14 protein-coding genes are annotated in these 19,014 nt (G+C 63.7%); 10 read left to right on the top strand and 4 right to left on the bottom strand.

From position 1 onward, the window contains the following. Positions 1 to 3 precede the first annotated feature (3 nt). Both ubiV and CRJ03_RS05385 read left to right on the top strand, forming a co-directional pair. Complete coding sequence (gene ubiV / locus CRJ03_RS05390; protein WP_240611565.1) at positions 4 to 918, top strand: ubiquinone anaerobic biosynthesis protein UbiV; 915 nt, start codon at positions 4 to 6, stop codon at positions 916 to 918. Positions 919 to 939: 21 nt separating this feature from the next. Beyond that, on the top strand, positions 940 to 2,142 hold the full coding sequence (locus CRJ03_RS05385) for an NnrS family protein (RefSeq protein WP_240611564.1): 1,203 nt from the start codon (positions 940 to 942) through the stop codon (positions 2,140 to 2,142). 71 nt (positions 2,143 to 2,213) lie between these two features. Here the strand turns inward: CRJ03_RS05385 and CRJ03_RS05380 are convergent, their stop codons facing one another. Beyond that, positions 2,214 to 2,918 carry a cyclic nucleotide-binding domain-containing protein gene (locus tag CRJ03_RS05380; protein ID WP_104017875.1) on the bottom strand — a complete coding sequence of 235 codons (705 nt, stop codon included), beginning with the start codon at positions 2,916 to 2,918 and terminating at the stop codon, positions 2,214 to 2,216. A gap of 253 nt (positions 2,919 to 3,171) precedes the next feature. Here CRJ03_RS05380 and CRJ03_RS05375 point away from each other — a divergent pair, with 253 nt between their 5' ends. The 7 genes from CRJ03_RS05375 to CRJ03_RS05345 all read left to right on the top strand — a co-directional run bounded on the left by CRJ03_RS05375 (position 3,172) and on the right by CRJ03_RS05345 (position 13,609). Then, a complete protein-coding gene (locus CRJ03_RS05375) occupies positions 3,172 to 4,539 on the top strand; it encodes an MFS transporter (protein WP_104017874.1) in 1,368 nt (455 codons plus the stop codon). A gap of 63 nt (positions 4,540 to 4,602) precedes the next feature. Continuing rightward, positions 4,603 to 6,027, top strand: coding sequence for a NarK family nitrate/nitrite MFS transporter (locus CRJ03_RS05370; protein ID WP_104017873.1), 1,425 nt, complete (start codon positions 4,603 to 4,605; stop codon positions 6,025 to 6,027). Positions 6,028 to 6,039: 12 nt separating this feature from the next. Then, entirely contained in the window at positions 6,040 to 9,798 is a 3,759-nt protein-coding gene (locus CRJ03_RS05365) for a nitrate reductase subunit alpha (protein WP_104017872.1), read from the top strand. Next, positions 9,795 to 11,321: a nitrate reductase subunit beta gene (narH, locus tag CRJ03_RS05360; protein ID WP_104017871.1), complete on the top strand. Its 1,527-nt coding sequence runs from the start codon at positions 9,795 to 9,797 to the stop codon at positions 11,319 to 11,321. Before CRJ03_RS05365 ends, narH begins: the two co-directional genes overlap by 4 nt. A gap of 2 nt (positions 11,322 to 11,323) precedes the next feature. Next, positions 11,324 to 12,022, top strand: a complete 699-nt coding sequence (narJ, locus tag CRJ03_RS05355) for a nitrate reductase molybdenum cofactor assembly chaperone (RefSeq protein WP_104017943.1) — start codon at positions 11,324 to 11,326, stop codon at positions 12,020 to 12,022. A 1-nt stretch (position 12,023) separates the two neighbouring features. Next, positions 12,024 to 12,809 carry a respiratory nitrate reductase subunit gamma gene (narI, locus tag CRJ03_RS05350; RefSeq protein WP_104017870.1) on the top strand — a complete coding sequence of 262 codons (786 nt, stop codon included), beginning with the start codon at positions 12,024 to 12,026 and terminating at the stop codon, positions 12,807 to 12,809. Between the two features lie 5 nt (positions 12,810 to 12,814). Then, entirely contained in the window at positions 12,815 to 13,609 is a 795-nt protein-coding gene (locus CRJ03_RS05345) for a peptidylprolyl isomerase (RefSeq protein WP_104017869.1), read from the top strand. A gap of 129 nt (positions 13,610 to 13,738) precedes the next feature. Here CRJ03_RS05345 and CRJ03_RS05340 read toward each other — a convergent pair whose 3' ends face one another. Then, the gene (locus CRJ03_RS05340; RefSeq protein WP_104017868.1) at positions 13,739 to 15,775 is read right to left on the bottom strand and encodes an NADH:flavin oxidoreductase; all 2,037 of its coding nucleotides are present in this window, start codon (positions 15,773 to 15,775) and stop codon (positions 13,739 to 13,741) included. A 310-nt stretch (positions 15,776 to 16,085) separates the two neighbouring features. Between CRJ03_RS05340 and CRJ03_RS05335 the strand changes: the two genes are divergently transcribed. Continuing rightward, on the top strand, positions 16,086 to 16,940 hold the full coding sequence (locus CRJ03_RS05335) for a GNAT family N-acetyltransferase (protein ID WP_129590248.1): 855 nt from the start codon (positions 16,086 to 16,088) through the stop codon (positions 16,938 to 16,940). Positions 16,941 to 16,952: 12 nt separating this feature from the next. Here CRJ03_RS05335 and CRJ03_RS05330 read toward each other — a convergent pair whose 3' ends face one another. Together CRJ03_RS05330 and CRJ03_RS05325 are read right to left on the bottom strand one after the other, a co-directional pair. Then, on the bottom strand, positions 16,953 to 18,242 hold the full coding sequence (locus tag CRJ03_RS05330) for an NAD(P)/FAD-dependent oxidoreductase (RefSeq protein ID WP_104017866.1): 1,290 nt from the start codon (positions 18,240 to 18,242) through the stop codon (positions 16,953 to 16,955). Between the two features lie 17 nt (positions 18,243 to 18,259). After that, complete coding sequence (locus CRJ03_RS05325; RefSeq protein WP_206018307.1) at positions 18,260 to 18,925, bottom strand: haloacid dehalogenase type II; 666 nt, start codon at positions 18,923 to 18,925, stop codon at positions 18,260 to 18,262. Positions 18,926 to 19,014: the final 89 nt, after the last annotated feature.

The following is a 19,014-nucleotide window of genomic DNA, read 5'->3' as shown; positions in this document are numbered from 1 at the left end:
GAGATGACGACGAAACTGACCCTCGGGCCGATTGCCTATCACTGGCCCGCCGAGAGGCGCCGCGACTTCTACGCACGGATCGCTGACGAGGCCCCGGTGGACGAGGTCTATCTGGGCGAGGTGATCTGTTCCAAGCGCGCGCCGTTCCACGAGGGCGAGCTGCCCGAGATCATCGAGCGGTTGGAACGTGCGGGCAAGACCGTGATTGTCTCGACCCTGGCCGAGGTGATGCTGAAGCGCGAGCGCAAGGCAACGGATGATCTTGCGGTGATGGACACCCCCGAGATCGAGGTGAACAACGCCGCCGGGCTATATGCTCGTGGCAGGCGGCCGCACCGCATCGGCCCGTTCATGAACGCCTATAACGAGGCCACGATCGCGTGGATGGCCGGGCAGGGGGCGACCCATGTCTGCCTGCCCACCGAATTGCCCGCCGAGGCGATTGCCGTGGCTGCCGCAGCCGCGCGAGATGAGGGGCTCGGGGTCGAGGTGCAGGTCTTCGGGCGCGCCTCGCTGGCGGTTTCGGCCCGCTGCTACCACGCCCGCGCGCACGGGCGGACCAAGGACAATTGCCGCTTCGTCTGCGAGGACGATCCTGACGGGATGCCGCTCCGCACCCGCGACGATGCGCCGATCCTGCGCGTGAACGGAATCCAGACCCAGTCCGAGAGCTATGTCGATCTGCTACCCGAGGCGGATCGGTTGGTGGCCGACGGTGTGACCCATCTTCGGCTCATGCCGCAGGATGTGGACATGGTGGCGGTGGCGGGTGTGTTCCGCGACGTGTTGGACGGGGCGTTGCCGGTCGATGAGGCGGATGGCCGCCTTGGTGTTCTGAGCGGGGCTGTGAACCTGAGCAACGGCTTCTATCATGGTGCTGCGGGCTATCGCCGGATCGCCATGGCTGCACGGACGTGACGGCAAGAAGGAGGCCCTCGAATGACGACGGCTGAGCGGATGCGCGCCTGGCGCGGTCCCGCGATCCTGACCTACGGGTTTCGTCCGCTCTTTCTCGGGGCGTCGGTCTGGGCCGCGGTCGCCATGGCGCTCTGGGTGCCGATGCTGTCTGGTCACATCACCCTGCCCACGGCCTTCGATTCCGTGAGCTGGCACGCGCATGAGTTTCTATTTGGCTATCTCGGCGCGGTGGTCGCGGGTTTTCTGCTGACGGCCGTCCCGAACTGGACTGGACGCCTGCCCATCGTGGGCTGGCCGCTGGGCGTGCTGGTGGCGCTGTGGCTGGCAGGGCGCGTCACGGTGGCGGTCTCGGCGGGCTTGCCGCCGCTCCTCGTGGCCACGGCAGACCTGGCCTTTCCTGTGGTGTTCGGGGCGGTGCTCGCCCGCGAGATCGTGGCCGGCCGGAATTGGCGCAACCTGATCGTGCTTGGAATGCTCGCGGTCTTTACTCTTGGAAACGCGCTCTTTCACTGGGAGGCGGCGCGCGGCGGTTATGCCGCGCAAGGCCATGGCCTGCGGCTGGGCCTTGGTGCGGCGATCATGATGATCGCCGTGATCGGTGGGCGCGTCGTGCCGTCCTTTACCCGCAACTGGCTGGTCAAACGTCGCAGCGCGGTCTTGCCCGTGCCACCAATGCAACGCTTTGACAAGGTGGCGTTGGTCGTGATGCTGGGGGCGCTTGTGCTGTGGGTCGTGCAGCCATTGCACCCGTTAACGGGTGCAGCGCTCGTGCTGACCGGCGCGCTGCATGCGTTGCGGTTGGGGCGTTGGGCGGGGCACCGGACCCTCGCCGAGCCGCTGGTGACGGTGCTGCATGTGGCTTACGCCTTTCTTCCCCTTGGCGCACTGGCGATCGGTGCCGAAATTCTCCTGCCCGGTGGTCTGGGCATGGCCGGGGCGCAGCATCTGTGGATGGCGGGCGCGGTCGGGCTGATGACGATGGCGGTCATGACGCGCGCGACGCTGGGCCATACCGGGCAGGCGCTGAGCGCGGGGGCGGGCACGATCGCCATCTATGCGGCCCTCATCCTTGCCGTGCTGGCCCGGGTGGGCGCGGGTATCTGGCCCGAGCACGCGGCATGGCTGCATGGCCTGTCGGGCCTGGCATGGATCGCGGGTTTCGGCGGGTTCGCGGGGCTGTATGGGCCGGTGATGTTGCGGCCCCATGTCGGCAAGGCGCGATGAAGGGTGCGTGTGGGCCGCGGGCATGTCGCGGCGGGGCCTGAGGTGGCGACTGGCACGGCCTTGCCCCGTCGTCAGGTGGAATGATCGTCGATCAGAGGATTGGGTTTCGCAAAGCTGGCCAGGTCCCCGGGGTCGGTAATCGTGATCTGCATACCGTCCACCTCGACGCCGTAGGGCTGTAGCCCCTTGAAGGCACGGCTGAGATTTTCCGGTGTCATGCCCAGTACGGCGGCGAGGTGGCGTTTCTCGAAGTCCAGTTCGAATGTCGCCGAGCCCCCTGACTGTATCCGCTGCCGCAGCAGGAAGTTGGCCAGCCGTTCCAGCGAGGTCCGCAGCTTGAGGTCCTTCTGTGCCTTGACCATCGAGCGGTAGCACTGTGCGAGCTCTGCCACGATGGCGCGGGCAAAGGCATTGTCGGCATCGAACACGGCGCGCACGTCCTGGCTTGGGATCAGAGCGATCCGGCTCTTTGTCAGCGTGCGGGCGGACATGAGATAGGGCGCGTCGAGGATGGTGGCGGCGAGGATGAAGGTCGAGATCGGGCGCACGGTGGCCATGCTGGTCTCGCGCTTGTTCCAGGCCGAGAACAGGTCGACCGATCCGGATAGGATGATGTGCAGGAAATCGCTCGTGTCGCCCTCGGAGATCAGCTCGATCTGTGGCGGAAAGTTCTGCACATAGGCCCCGTGCATCAGGTCGGTGAAATGTGCGTCGGCCATATCCCGGAAGAGATGCAGTTCCCGGATGTCGCGATGCACCGACTCGGGTAGTCCCATTCGTATTGGCATCACTCTCTCGATCGTCTTGCTGGCTCGCGGATTGATTATTGTCAATAAGCCACTTGTTCATTGCATTCAACCGGGTTGACCATAGCATGTGGTGGGCATGATGAATTTCAGTAACTCATTTATTTTCAAACGTTTTTCCAGATATCTGATCCAGATCAAATCTCTGCTCCCGGCTCTGCCCGCATGACTGGCCGAAGCCCGGTTGCGGGCAGGATGCAACGACAGGCCGGAGGAAAAGGTCATGCACACACTCGATGGTGTCTCACGCTCGGATCAGTACCGGGCCTTGGGGCTCAGCACGTTTGCGTTCACCGTCTGCTTTGCCGTCTGGACGATCTTCTCGATCATCGGCGTTCAGATCAAGGAGGATCTGGGGCTGAGCGACACGCAGTTCGGCCTGCTGGTCGCCACCCCGATTCTGACCGGATCGGTCAGCCGCATCTTTCTGGGTGTCTGGACCGAGCAGTTCGGCGGTCGCATCATGTTTCCGCTTCAGATGCTGATCACGGCGGTCGCGGTGTGGTTGCTGACGAGCGTGCAGACCTATCCGGTCTTCCTGCTTGCCGCGCTCGGCCTGGGCCTCGCCGGCGGGTCGTTCATCGTGGGCGTGGCCTATACCTCGCGCTGGTTCGAGAAGGACAGGCAGGGCACGGCTCTTGGCATCTTCGGGGCGGGCAACGTGGGCGCCGCGGTCACCAATTTCGCGGCCCCCTTTCTGGTTGTCGCGCTCGGCTGGGAAGGGACCGCGCGGGTCTATGCCATCGTGCTGGCCGTGGTCGCGGTGCTCTTCTACCTGCTGGCCAAGACCGACCCGGTGCAGGCAGAGCGTAAGCGCACCGGTGAAGGCCCCGCCTCGACCGGCTCGATGCTGGAGCCGCTGCGCGACCTGCAGGTCTGGCGGTTTGCCACGTATTACTTCTTTGTCTTCGGTGCCTTCGTGGCCCTCGCGAGCTTTCTGCCACGCTACTACACCGGGGCCTACGGTCTGGAACTGACGACCGCGGGTGTCTTCGCCGGGCTTTACAGCCTGCCGGGATCGGTGTTTCGCGCGCTCGGCGGCTGGATGTCCGACATCTGGGGAGCGCGGTTCGTGATGTATCTGACGTTTATCGGGTCGCTGCTGATCCTGTTCGTCATGAGCTATCCGCAGACCGGCTATATCGTGCAGGGCATCAACGGGCCGATCACCTTCGATTTCGGCCTTTCGGTGGGCGTGTTCGTCGCTCTAACGGTGATCCTCGGCTTTCTGATGAGCCTCGGCAAGGCCGCCGTCTACAAGCATATCCCGGTCTACTATCCCTATCACGTGGGGTCTGTCGGCGGGTTGGTCGGCATGATCGGCGGGCTTGGCGGGTTCTTCCTGCCGATCGCCTTCGGGGTGCTGCTCGATCTCACGGGGGTGTGGACCGCGCCGTTCATGCTGCTTTTCGTGCTGGTGCTGGTCTCGACCGTGTGGATGCACCTCGCGATCCGCCGGATGGAGCGCCGCCGTCACCCCGGTCTCGAGGGTGAGAAGTACCTCTCCGACGTGCCGGATGCGCCACTGCCCAAGCCCGTGGGCGGGTCCGGCGGTGCGCCTCGCGGCGCGGGATCGCAACCCGCGGAATGACGAACACAACGGTGCGGCCCGGTGCGGCCGCACCTCAATCCGAGACATAAGGACATATTCGACATGACGTCCCAATCCAAGAATTCCGGTCACCTGCTGACCGATTGGCAGCCCGAGGATGAGGGCTTCTGGCAGCAAAGCGGGGCCCGTATCGCCCGGCGCAACCTGTGGATCTCGATCCCGGCGCTTCTTCTGGCCTTTTCGGTCTGGATGGTGTGGTCGGTCGTGGTTGCGAAACTGCCTGCCATCGGGTTCGACTTCACCACCGGTCAGCTGTTCTGGCTGGCAGCGCTTCCGGGGCTTTCGGGGGCGACGCTGCGCATCTTTTACAGCTTCATGATCCCGATCTTCGGCGGGCGGCTCTGGACGACGTTGTCGACCGCCTCGTTGCTGCTGCCCGCCGTGGGCATCGGATTTGCCGTGCAGAACCCGGATACGTCCTATGCCTGGTTCCTCGTCCTCGCGCTGATGTGCGGCTTTGGCGGGGGCAATTTCGCCTCGTCGATGGCCAACATCTCCTACTTCTATCCGAAGGCGGAGAAGGGCAACGCGCTGGCGCTCAACGCCGGCCTCGGCAATCTGGGCGTGTCGGTGATGCAGTTCGTCGTGCCTGTGGTCATCACCATGGGGGTATTCGGCGCCGTCGGCGGTGCGCCGCAGGAGCTTTCGGATGGCGGGCGCATCTGGTTGCAGAACGCAGGATTCGTCTGGGTGCCGTTCCTGGTGATCGCCACGATCGCCGCGTGGTTCGGGATGGATGACATTGCCGATGCCAAGGCGTCACTGTCGGATCAGCTCCAAATCCTCAAGCGTCGGCAGAATTGGATCATGTGCATTCTCTATACCGGCACGTTTGGCAGCTTCATCGGCTATGCCGCGGGTTTCCCGCTGTTGATGAAACTGCAGTTTCCGGATCTCGACATGCTGCACCTGGCGTTCCTCGGGCCGCTGGTCGGTGCGCTGAGCCGTGCGGGCACGGGCTGGATCTCGGACAAGTGGGGCGGTGGTCGCGTGACCTTCTGGACCTTCCTCGGCATGATCGCCGCGGTCTGGGGCGTTCTGCAATTCCTGCCGCTGGGTGGCAGCGCGGGCAATTTCTGGGGCTTCTTCGCCTGCTTCATGGCGCTGTTCTTCCTGACCGGCGTGGGCAATGCCTCGACCTTCCAGATGATCCCGGTGATCATGCGCAAGGAAGTGGCCCGCCTCAATCCCGGGCAGGACGAGAAGGCGGCGCGCAAGCAGGCCGAGCGCGAGGCCTCGTCGATCATCGCCTTTACCTCGGCCATCGCCGCCTACGGTGCCTTCTTCATTCCCAAGAGCTACGGCACCTCGATCGCGCTGACCGGTGGTCCGGCGGCGGCGCTCTGGACCTTCCTGATCTTCTACGTGCTCTGCGCGCTGATCACTTTCGCAGTCTACACCCGCAAGGGTGGCCTGCTTCACGACATCGAACATGGCCGCGCCACCCCCGCGCAGCCCGCCAACTAAGGAGAGAGAGCCATGAGCCATCTGCTCGACAAGCTGAACTTTTTCCAGAGCAAGGAACTGGAGCAATTCTCAGACGGTTGGGGTCAGACCACCCGCGAGAACCGCGACTGGGAGGACACCTATCGCAACCGCTGGCGGCACGACAAGATCGTGCGCTCCACCCATGGGGTGAACTGCACCGGTTCGTGTTCCTGGAAGATTTACGTCAAATCCGGCATCGTCACCTGGGAAACGCAGCAAACCGATTATCCGCGTACCCGCGCAGGCATGCCCAACCACGAGCCGCGCGGTTGCGCGCGGGGCGCCTCCTATAGCTGGTATCTCTACTCGGCCAACCGGGTGAAGAACCCGCTCATTCGCGGCGCCCTGATGCGTGCCTGGCGCAGGATGCGTTCCACGATGACGCCGGTGGCCGCCTGGGCCGCAATCCAGAACGATCCCGACTTGCGCGCCTCGATCACCAAGACCCGCGGCAAGGGCGGGTTCGTGCGCGCAAGCTGGGACGAAGCGACCGAGATCGTCGCTGCCGCCAACGCCTACACGGCCAAGACCTACGGCCCCGACCGCGTCTTTGGCTTCTCACCGATCCCCGCCATGTCGATGGTCAGCTACGCCGCCGGTTCGCGGTATCTCAGCCTGTTGGGCGGCACCTGCATGTCGTTCTATGACTGGTATTGCGACCTGCCGCCGGCCAGCCCGCAGACCTGGGGCGAACAGACCGACGTGCCGGAATCGGCGGATTGGTACAACGCAGGCTTCCTGATGCTCTGGGGCTCGAACGTGCCGCAGACGCGGACGCCAGACGCGCATTTCTACACCGAGGTGCGCTATCGCGGCACCAAGTCGGCGGTGGTCAGCCCCGACTATTCCGAGGCCGCCAAGTTCGGCGATATCTGGCTCAACCCGCAGGCGGGCACCGATGCGGCGCTCGCGATGGCCATGGGCCATGTCATCCTGCGCGAATACCACCTTGACCGGCAGGCCGAGTATTTCGAGGAGTATGCCCGCAAGTACACCGACATGCCGATGCTGGTCCGGCTCGACGAGAAGGACGGCCACCTCGTGCCGGGCCGCATGCTGCGCGCCGAGGATTTCGACGGGAAGCTGGGCGAGAAGAACAACCCCGACTGGAAGACCGTCGCGTATGACGAGGCATCGAACCAGATCGTGGCACCCAACGGCTCGATCGGCTTTCGCTGGGGCGAAGAGGGTAAGTGGAACCTTGAGGAGAGGGCCAAGGGCACCGAGACCAATCTGCGCCTGAGCCAGATCCTCGAAGAGCATCACGACGAGGTCGTGGACGTCGATTTCCCCTATTTCGGAGGGGTCGCCACCGGAGATTTCGTGAAATGCGACCATCCCGACGTGCTCACGCGCAACATCCCCGCGCGGCGCGTCACGCTGGCGGCGGGCGAGGAGGTTCTGGTCGCCACCGTGTTCGATCTCTTCTGCGCCAATTACGGCCTCGACCGGGGGCTGGGGGGTGACTGGGTCTCGAAGGATTTCGACGACGACCTGCCCTATACCCCCGCCTGGGCTGAAAAGATCACTGGCGTCGCGCGTGAGAAGATCATCGCGGTCGCACGCGAATTCGCGGGCAATGCCGAGAAGACGCGGGGCAAGTCCATGGTGATCCTCGGGGCCGGTCTTAACCACTGGTACCACATGGATATGAACTATCGCGGCATCATCAACATGCTGGTGATGTGCGGCTGCATCGGGCAGGAGGGCGGCGGCTGGTCGCATTACGTGGGCCAGGAAAAACTGCGCCCGCAAACCGGCTGGCAACCGCTCGCGTTCGCGCTCGACTGGAACCGCCCGCCGCGGCACATGAATTCGACCTCGGCCTGGTATGCCCATACCGATCAATGGCGCTACGAAACGCTGCGCGCGGGGGAAATCCTGTCGCCCACGGCGCCCGAGGGCGATTGGGACGTGAGCCTCATCGACTACAACATCCGTGCCGAGCGGATGGGCTGGCTGCCTTCGGCCCCGCAGTTGAAAACCAACCCGCTGGAGGTGTCGAAAGCGGCGAAGGCGGCGGGCAAGGAGATCAAGGATTACGTCGCCGAGAAGCTGAAATCCGGCGATCTGGAAATGTCCTGTCAGGACCCCGACGCGCCCGAGAACTGGCCGCGCAACCTCTTCGTCTGGCGCTCGAACCTGCTCGGGTCTTCGGGCAAGGGGCACGAGTATTTCCTCAAGCACCTTCTGGGCACCGATCACGGCGTGATGGGCAAGGATCTGGGCGAGGAAGGCGGCGTGATGCCGAAAGAGGCGGTCTGGCACGATGAGGCGCCGAAGGGCAAGCTCGACCTGCTGGTCTGCATCGACTTTCGCATGTCCACCACCGCCGTGTATTCCGACATCGTCCTGCCCACGGCCTCCTGGTACGAGAAGGACGACATGAACACGTCCGACATGCACCCGTTCATCCACCCGCTTCAGGCGGCGGTGGATCCGGCCTATGAGAGCAAGTCGGACTGGGACATCTTCAAGACGATCGCCGCCAAGTTTTCCGAGGTGGCACCCGAGGTGCTGGGGGTGGAGACCGATATCGTTCAGCTTCCGCTTCTGCACGACACGCCGGGCGAGTTGGCGCAGGCCCATGTCAAGGACTGGAAGAAGGGCGAATGCGACCTGATCCCGGGCAAGACCGCGCCCAACTACATCGCGGTGGAGCGGGATTATCCCAACCTCTACAAGAAGTTCACCTCAATCGGGCCGCTTTTGGAACGCTTGGGCAATGGCGGCAAGGGCATCAACTGGAACACCGATGAGGAGGTGCAAGCCTTGTGCGACCTCAACGGTGTGGTGCTGGACGAGGGTGTGTCCAAGGGCCACGCGAGGCTGGAAACGGCCATCGACGCCTGCGAGATGATCCTGATGCTGGCCCCCGAGACCAACGGCAATGTCGCGGTCAAGGCGTGGGAAGAGCTGGAGAAACCCACCGGGCGGCACCATGCCCACCTCGCCGAGGGCGAGCATCACAACAAGATCCGCTTTCGCGATATCGCGGCACAACCGCGCAAGATCATCTCAAGCCCCACATGGTCGGGGATCGAGAGCGACAAGGTCAGCTACAACGCGGGCTATACCAACGTGCACGAACTGATCCCGTGGCGGACCCTGACGGGCCGACAACAGCTCTACCAGGATCACCTGTGGATGCGCGCCTTCGGCGAGGGCTTCGTCAGCTACCGCCCGCCGGTGGACCTCAAGACCATCACCGCGGCCGTCAACAATGACGCCGCCGAGGGCAGCCCGCATGTGGTGTTGAACTTCATCACGCCGCACCAGAAATGGGGTATCCACAGCACCTATACCGACAACCTGCTGATGCTGACGCTGAACAGGGGTGGCCCCGTGGTGTGGATGTCCGAGGTGGACGCGCAGAAGGCGGGCCTTGTCGATAACGACTGGGTCGAGGCCTACAACATCAACGGCGCGCTGACCGCGCGGGTGGTGGTGTCCCAGCGGATCAAGCAGGGCACCCTCTTCATGTACCACGCGCAGGAAAAGATCGTGAACACGCCCGGATCGGAAAAGACCGGCCATCGCGGCGGCATCCACAACTCGGTCACCCGCGCCACGCTCAAGCCCACGCACATGATCGGCGGCTACGCGCAGCTCAGCTACGGGTTCAACTATTACGGCACCGTGGGCAGCAACCGCGACGAGTTCGTGATCGTGCGCAAGATGAAGAAGATCGACTGGCTGGACACCCCTGCGTCCGGGCCCGCAACCGAAAAAGTGGAGGCAGCGGAATGAGAGTTCGTGCGCAAATCGGCAAGGTTCTGAACCTCGACAAATGCATCGGGTGTCACACCTGCTCGGTCACCTGCAAGAACGTGTGGACGACGCGCGAGGGCGTCGAATATGCGTGGTTTAACAATGTCGAGACCAAGCCCGGCACCGGCTATCCCACCGACTGGGAAAACCAGAAACGCTGGAACGGGGGCTGGGTGCGCTCGGCCTCCGGCAAGCTGCAACCCAAGCAGGGGGCCAAGTGGCGGATCCTGGCGAATATCTTTGCCAACCCGTCGATGCCCGAGATCGACGACTATTACGAGCCGTTCGATTTCGACTATGACCACCTGAAATCCGCACCCGACATGGATCATTTTCCCACCGCGCGGCCCCGGTCCAAGATCACAGGCGAGCGGATGGAAAAGATCGAGAAGGGCCCGAACTGGGAGGAAATCCTGGGCGGCGAATTCTCCAAACGGTCCGAGGACTACAACTTCGAGAATGTGCAGAAGGAGATTTATGGAGAGTATGAAAATACCTTCATGATGTACCTGCCGCGTCTGTGCGAGCATTGCCTCAACCCGACCTGCTCGGCGTCGTGCCCCTCGGGCGCGATCTACAAGCGCGAGGAAGACGGCATTGTCCTTATCGACCAGGAGAAGTGCCGGGGCTGGCGGATGTGCATCTCGGGCTGTCCCTACAAGAAGATTTACTACAACTGGGAAAGCGGCAAATCCGAGAAATGCACCTTTTGCTATCCGCGCATCGAGAGCGGCCAGCCGACCGTCTGCTCGGAGACCTGCGTGGGCCGCATCCGATATCTGGGCGTGATCCTTTATGATGCCGACAAGATCGAGGCGGCGGCGAGCGCCGAGCGCGAAACCGATCTTTATGGTGCGCAACTGGACGTGTTCCTCGACCCCAACGACCCCGAGGTAATCGCCGCCGCTCGCCGCGACGGAATCCCCGAAGACTGGATCGAGGCGGCCAAGGTCAGCCCGGTGTGGAAGATGGCGATGGAGTGGAAAGTGGCCTTCCCGCTGCATCCCGAATACCGCACCCTGCCGATGGTGTGGTATATCCCGCCGCTTTCGCCCATCCAGAACGCCGCGCAGGCCGGTCAGATCGCGATGAGCGACCAGATGCCCGACGTGCGCTCCTTGCGCATCCCGGTGAAATACCTCGCCAACATGCTGACCGCGGGCGACGAGGAGCCCATCGTGCATGCGCTGGAGCGCATGTCGGCGATGCGGCTCTACATGCGCGCGCTCAGCGTGGACGGCGTGCGCGACGAGGCCATCGCCGCCCGCGTCGGCATGTCGGGCCGGGTGATCGAGGACATGTACAAGATCATGGCTATCGCCGATTACGAGGACCGTTTCGCGATCCCCACGGCGCACCGTGAACAGAACGAAGACGGGGCCGACATCCGTGGCGGCTGTGGCTTCACCGATGGCAATGGCTGTTCTTCCGGCGAGACGGGCAAGACGACGCTCTTCGGCGGCAAGAAGAAGAACTTTGCCCTGCCGCAGGAGACATTCTGATGATGGACCGCACATTGAAAGCCCTGTCGCTGATGCTCAGCTACCCCTCGACGGAGTTGCAGGAGGCCATGCCCGTGATCGGGGCGGTTCTGGCGAACGACACGCGCATCGACCCGGGCACCCGCGCGGCGTTGCAGACGCTCACAGACGCGCTGGCGCAGGGCGATATCTACGACCTGCAGGAGGGCTACGTGATGCTCTTCGACCGCTCGCGCACGCTCTCGCTCAACCTGTTCGAGCATGTCCATGGCGAAAGCCGGGACCGCGGCGGCGCGATGGTCAGCCTGATCGAGACCTACCGGGCGGGCGGGGTCGAGCCCGCTACCTCGGAACTGCCCGATCACCTGCCGGTGCTGCTGGAATTCCTATCGACGCGCCCCGGCGCGGAGGCACAGGATATCCTCGCCGACGCGGCACATATCCTTGATGCGCTCGGCACAAGGCTGGAGCGACGCGAGAGCGGATATGCCTGCGTTTTCAGGGCGCTGTCGCAGCTTTCTGGAACGCAGGTCGATGCCGAAACCCTGGCCGAAATGCTGGCGCAGCCCGATGACGATCCGACCGATTTGGAAGCTCTCGATGCGGTCTGGGAGGAAACCGAGGTCACCTTTGGCCCCGACCCGAATGCGGGATGCCCGCAGGTCCGCGAGATGCTGGCGGACATGGACGTCCCCACCACACCCCTGAACAGGAGCGCATGACATGTTCGGCACTTTCGATATCAACTTCGTCATCTTCGGGGTCATGCCCTATGTCGCGCTGACGGTGTTCCTCGTGGGTTCCATCGCGCGCTACGAGCGCGATCCCTTCACCTGGAAAAGCTCTTCCAGCCAGCTCTTGCGGCGCAAGCAACTGGTCTGGGGGTCCATTCTGTTTCACGTCGGTATTCTGACGGTATTCTTCGGTCACCTCATCGGCCTCTTCACGCCGATCTGGGTGCTGGATGCCCTTGGTGTTCCCTACGGGCTCAAGCAGTGGATGGCCGTCCTGATCGGCGGCCCGGCGGGCATCGCCGCGCTGATCGGCTCGACCATGCTCTTGCACCGGCGTCTCACCGATCCGCGTATCCGTGTGACCTCTACCTGGCCCGATATCATCATCATGGGGCTGATCTGGCTTCAGCTCGCGATCGGCCTTCTGACCATCACCCAGACGTTGCAGCATATGGACGGCTCGGAAATGGTCCGCTTCATGACCTGGTCGCAGAGCGTGGTGACCTGGAACATCAATGCCTGGGTCACGGTTGTCGATGTGCACTGGCTCTACAAGCTGCACATCTTCCTCGGGCTCATCATAACGATCCTGTTCCCGTTCACGCGGCTGGTGCATATCTGGTCGGGTTTTGCAGCGCCGTTCCGCTACCTGCTGGCGCGGCCCGGCTACCAGATCGTGCGCTCGCGCCGTCGCCGTCCGCTCGACGAGCGCCGTCGCGCGTTTGACGAGGTGCAGGGTGAAGCCGGCCCCTCGGCGACGACCCCGGCGGAGTGACTGTCATGAATGTGGCGCTTTTCCCCGATGTCGTCGTCAACGGCGAAACCATCCCCTCGGCGGCGGTTGCCGCCGAGGCCCAGAACCACACTGGCCCCCGTGACAAGCCCGGCATCGCCTGGCGCAAGGCCGCGCAGGCGCTGGCGATCCGGGCGCTTCTGTTGCAGGAGGCGCGGCGGCGCGGGCTGGTGCCCGACCCGATGGAACTGGCCCCGGGCCGTTTCGAGACCGACGAGGAGGCGCTGATCCGCGCCCTTCTGGACGAGGCGCTGACCATCGCGCCTGTCACGGAAGAGACGGTGCGCGACGAATGGGCAAAGGATCCGGCGCGTTACCGCTCGGCCCCGCTGTGGGATGTGTCGCATATCCTGTGCGCCTGCGATCCGCGCGATAATGAGGAGCGTGCGGCCGCCGAAGCGAGGGCAACTGCCCTGCTGGCAAAACTCGACGGTGACGCCAAGGGCTTTGCCGCGGCCGCCCGCGAGAGCGATTGCGGTTCCAAGGCTTCGGGCGGTCACCTGGGCCAGCTTGGCCCCGGCGACACCGTGCCGGAATTCGAGGCGGCGCTGCGCAAACTGGACGAGGGCGGCGTGAGCCCCGCGCCGGTGTTGTCGCGGCATGGCTGGCACATCATCCGCCTGAACGCCATCGCACCGGGGCAGGTGTTGCCCTATGAAGCGGTCCGTCCGAAAATCGCGCAGGCGCTGGAAAAAGCGGCCTGGGCGCGCGCGTCGCGGGACTTCATCGAGACGCTTGCGGCTGGGGCGACCATCGAGGGGGCGAGCCTCGCTCCGATCTGAACCTTGCGAGAGAACCTGTCATGCGACGCTCGCATCACGGACGGGGTGAGGTCGGTCTTGCCACCCACCTTGCCCCCGTGGGGCACGACCAACGTCAGTTCTCGCGTGGGCATTCTGATGTGAGATAAGTCACATGGTCCGCATGAGCCTGAGACTGTCGTAAACCGCCGCATGGATGTTGCGGGAGACAACCGCGTCACCGATACGAAACAGTGCAAACCCGGCCCCAGGATTGCGCGTTATGGTCTGGGCCTGTCCCGCGAGCAACGCGTCCCGGTCCACCTCGCCAAGGTTGCGCGAATGCGGTTTCAACGCAAAGTACAGATCGTCGAGCGGCACTGTGCCATTGTTGACCACGACCTGATCGACCTCGCGCGTCATACGCGCCGTGCTGTAATCGCTGCAAAGGTCGGCCAACAGCTTGTTGCCCTCCCGCCGCACCGCGTTGAGACGCCAGGTGACGGTAAAATGCACGTCTTTGCCCTGCACCTCGCGCAGGAATGGCGTCAACGTCATGGGCATCACCTCGGACGATAGCGCGCGATCAGGGCTGACGATCTCGACCCGCGCGCCCGTCGCAGCGATCATCTCGGCGGCCTGAAGGCCGGCCGCATCCCCCGCGTTATCAAAGACAAGCACATTCTGGCCCGGCTGTGCGTCCCCTGACAGGATATCCCAGCTTGAGACGGGCAAATCCTGCCCGGCATGCAGCGGCACGTCATGTGGCAGCCCGCCGGTGGCGACGATCACCAGATCCGCACCCGAGCCCAGCACCGTTTCAGGCTCCGCAAAACTGTTGAAGTGAAACCGAACGCCCAGCCGTTCGCATTCGGCCATGCGCCAGCCGATGAGGGACAGGATTTCGCGCCGCCGCTCGGATTGGGCCATCAGCCGCACCTGGCCGCCGGGGTCGTTGGCCGCCTCGTGCAGTTCGACATCATGCCCACGCTCGGCGGCCACGCGGGCGGCCTCGAGCCCACCGGGGCCGGCCCCGATCACAAGCACCCGGCGCGAAACGTCGGCGGGCGCTATGGAATGCGGCTGTTCCTGTTCCCGGCCCGTGGACGGGTTGTGTGCACATAGCGCGGCGGCCCCCTGAAAGCGCCGGTCGAGGCAGAAATTGACGCCCACGCACGGGCGAATACGATCCTCTTGCCCGGCTTCGATCCGGCGGACGATATCGGGATCGGCCAGATGTGCGCGGGTCATGCCGATCATGTCCACCATGCCGGTTGCGATTGCGTGGCGGGCGGTGGCGACATCCGCCACCTTGGCGGCGTGGAATACGGGGATACCTGTCGCCTCGCGCAACCGGGCCGCCGCTTCGAGATGTGGCGCACTTCGCATGCCGTGCACGGGGATCATGTCGGTAAGCCCCGCATCCGTATCAATGTGCCCTCGCGTGACATTGACGAAATCCACCAGCCCGCTTTCCTTCAGGCGGCGGGATATTTCGAGCCCTTCCTCTGCGTCGACCCCGTCCGCGCACATCTCGTCCCCGGCATAGCGCAGCCCCAGCAAGAAGCCGGACCCAACCCTGCGGCGCGTCTCTGTCAGCACCTCCATCGCCAGCCGCATGCGATTGTCGAGCGAACCGCCATAGGGCGCATCGAGATGATTGGAGCGCGGTGACCAGAACTGATCCAGCAAATGCCCCGTCGCGAGAAATTCGACACCGTCGAGCCCGGCCTCGTGCATGCGCGCGGCGGCGGTGGCGTAATCCTCGATGATCCGGGAGATATCCCAATCCTCGGCCAGTTTGGCGGCGTGACGGTGCGAGATTTCGCGTTCATGGCTCGATGATACGGTGGGCAACCAATCCCCGCGGTCCCAGCGTGTGCGTCGGCCATGATGGGTCAGCTGGATCATCACGGCACAACCCTCGTCATGACATTCCTGTGCAAGCACGTTCATCCAGGGCACGATCTCGTCGCGAAACGCCTCTATACCCCCGCCAGAGGGCGCGCTGTCAGGGGCAACCGATGCAGAGCCCATGGTCATGGTCAGCGCCACACCACCCCGCGCCCGCGCCACGTGATAGGCGCGGTAGCGATCCTTGGGCAGCCCATCTTCGGCATAGCCGGGTTCATGGCCGGTGATCAGCAGACGGTTCTTCAACGTCAGATGTCCGACCTGGCAGGGTTGCAACAACGGATCGTCACGCATGGCGCGGAAACTCCTTTACAGTGGCTCGGGTTCACCTTTTTCGGGTTGGCCGACCGGCGCCCGTTTGCGTGTGATCCTGACAGGAATGAAAGCGCATATGCTGTGGTATCCGGGCTAGAAACCGCAGAAAAAACCGTGACGAATGGTCGATACTGTGCAGGAGATGTGATTAGACGCTGCGCGGCCCGGCCTGAGGCGCCATAGCAACGGAAAAACAGAGGCTTGCGAACTAATGGCGAGACAATTCGGCGAACCGACGGAAGACGAGAACGCGCAGGAGGCGGACAATACCCTGCGCGACAGCTTTCGCGTGGACAAGTTCATCGCTACGGCGCACCGGATCAGCCCTGCCGACCGCACGCTTTTGCACGAATTGACGGTTGGAGTGTTCTGGGCGCACCGTCGTCGCGATCTCGACATGCTCATCTCGCTTGGCGAAGGCTATCTGGCGATTGATGAAATCGGGCGCGCGATGGGGTCTGCCATGTGCTTTCGGGCGGGAAGCGATTTTGCCATGCTGGGCATGATGGTCACTGCGCCCCGCCTGCAGACGATGGGCACCGGGCGCTGGTTGTTGCGCCGGGTGATGAACGACTGTCCCGACATGGATCTGCGGCTGAGCGCGACGCGTCAGGGGTACCGGCTCTACAAGGAAGCGGGCTTTGTTCCGCTCGGCACGATCTGGCAGCATCAGGGCGTGACCCGGCCAATCCACCTGCCCGCGCCTGTGCCGGGCCTTGCTTTGCGCCCTGTGGAACCCGCTGATGCGACGCAAATTCGCGCACTGGACACGCATGCTTATGGAGCGGCGCGTGATGACACGATGGCGGCGATGCTGCATCTGTCCGACGGGATGGTGGTCGAATCCGGGGACGAGATACGCGGCTTCGCGCTGCGCCGACGCTTTGGCCGGGGATGGGTCATAGGGCCGCTCGTCGCCGAAACCGAGAGCATGGCCATGATGCTTGCGGCGCCGCTCATTCAGCGCAGTCAGGGTGATTTCGTCCGCCTTGATACGCCTGCCGAAAGTGAAGAGTTCGGTGCATTTCTGTCAGCGGCCGGAATGGGTATCCACGACACGGTCACTGAGATGTATCTGGGCAACCAGCGCCGCCTGCTTAGCGGCCCGAGGATGTTTGGGCTTGCCGCCCATTCACTGGGCTGACCGGCAGTAGCATCACGATAGCCGATCCTTCATCGAGAACCACAGCCCCACCAATGGCAGGAACCACGGACGCCCGGAATATCCCGGTACCGTGGGCCAGTCCAGACCGGCCAGCGGGTTGGCATCCGGGTGCCCCATGGCCGTGTCCGCCAGCGACGCACCTACCAGGGTCGACATTTGCGCGCCATGCCCGGAGTAGCCCATGCCGTAGATCATGCCGTCCAATTCGCCGACGCGGGGAAATCTGTCCTTGGTCATGCCGACAAGGCCACCCCAGCAATAGTCGATCTCGACATCTGCAAGGTGCGGAAATATCCGCGCCATCCCGGCGCGCAGAATCTCGCCCGATTTCGCGTCCGAGCGTTGGTCGGAACTGGCTGAAAACCGTGCGCGACCACCAAAGATGAGGCGGTTGTCGGGCGACAGGCGGAAATAATTGCCAATATTCATCGAGGTTACGCAAGTGCGATTGCCGGGCAAGGTCGCTGCGACCTCTGCGTCGGTCAGCGGGCGCGTCGCCACGATGAACGAGCCGACCGATATGATACGCCTGCAAAAGGGCTTGAGCGGCGCCCCCTTGACCGCACCGGCATAGGCGCCTGTCGCGGCGATGATCCGCTCTGCGTGCAGATGACCGCGCGGGGTGTCGAGCCTCCACAGGCCATCCTGTTTGCGCCGCCCCGTCACCGGTGCGTTCTCCCAGATCAGCGCACCGTGCTCTGCCGTCGCCCGCGCCAGCCCCGACACATAGCGCCCCATATGCATCATTGCCGATTTCGGTTGCAGGCAGGCACCGTGGAATGCGCGCGATCCAATCTCGGCGCGCAGCGTGTCAGGTTCCAGCCAACGCGCCTCGGGATCGACTTCACGCGCGATCAACGCGCAATTGGCGCGCAGCGATGCGACGTGGCTTGGCTTCGACGCCAGCTTGAGCTTGCCCGAACGGCGAAAGTCGCAAGCAATTCGTTCCTCGGCGATGGTATCCTCGATCATGTCGATCGAGCGATCATAAGCCTGATAGAGCGCGTGGGCGCGCTCTGCCCCCAGATGCGCCTTGGCCGCGGCATAACTGTGCGCCATGCCGTTGTTGAGGTGCCCACCATTACGGCCCGACCCGCCAGCCCCGACATGCTCTGCCTCGAGCAGCGCCACCGATACCCCCGCGCGCGCCAGCCGCCGCGCCGCGCTCAGCCCGGTGAAGCCGCCGCCGATCACCGCCACGTCAAAGCGGCCCTCGACCGGGCCTTGGTGTCCGGCGTCGAAGGCGGGGGCGGAATCGTGCCAGTAGGATGTGTATTTCATTATCGTCTCTGCCTAGCCTACAGCCCGACCAGAGCGGGCAGTCCGGAGATATCCGGGATCTCGGTATAACCGTAATACGGATTGGCCGGTTCATGGCCACGATTTACCCATGCCTTGTGGGTGATGCCGAGATCGTGCGCCGTCATCAGATCGTAGCGAAAGCTCGACGATACGTGCAACACGTCCTCCGGCCCGCACCCGAGTTGATCGAACATATACTCGAATGCGCGCATCTGCGGCTTGTACGCCTGTGCATCCTCGGCGGTGAAGACATGGGCAATGGGCGCGCCGAGATTGGCGATGTTGTGCGGGATCTGGCTGTTCATCGCATTGGTCAGCGCCACCAACGGGATTTTGTCCGCAATCTTGGCGAGGCCTGCCGGGACGTCCGCATGCGGCCCCCATGTCGGCACACGCTGGTAGATTGCCGTCGCGATATCCGCATCGAACGCCACGCCGTTGCGCTTGCAGGTCCGTTCCAGAGAATTGTGCACCACCTCTGCATAGGGCTTCCACGCCCCGAGAACCTCATCGAGCCGGTAGGCCGCGAAATCCCGGATGAACACCTCCATTGCCTCGGGCGACAGCGTCTCACCGTAGTGATCGCGCGTCGCACCGGCCATGTCGTAAAAGATCATGGTGCCGTGGCAGTCAAAAGTGATGAACTTGGGGCGGAAGGTCATGATGGTCTCCAAAGCGTCTGCGATGCCTTCATCCTTGCCGTTTGGCGGCGGAATGGATTGCCGCGTTTGACGGGCTTGCCGCAGGATAT

The organism is Roseovarius nitratireducens (assembly GCF_002925845.1).
Lineage (GTDB): Bacteria > Pseudomonadota > Alphaproteobacteria > Rhodobacterales > Rhodobacteraceae > Roseovarius > Roseovarius nitratireducens.
Note: the sequence above shows the minus strand (reverse complement) of the source record. Positions and strands in the feature narration are given on the sequence as shown.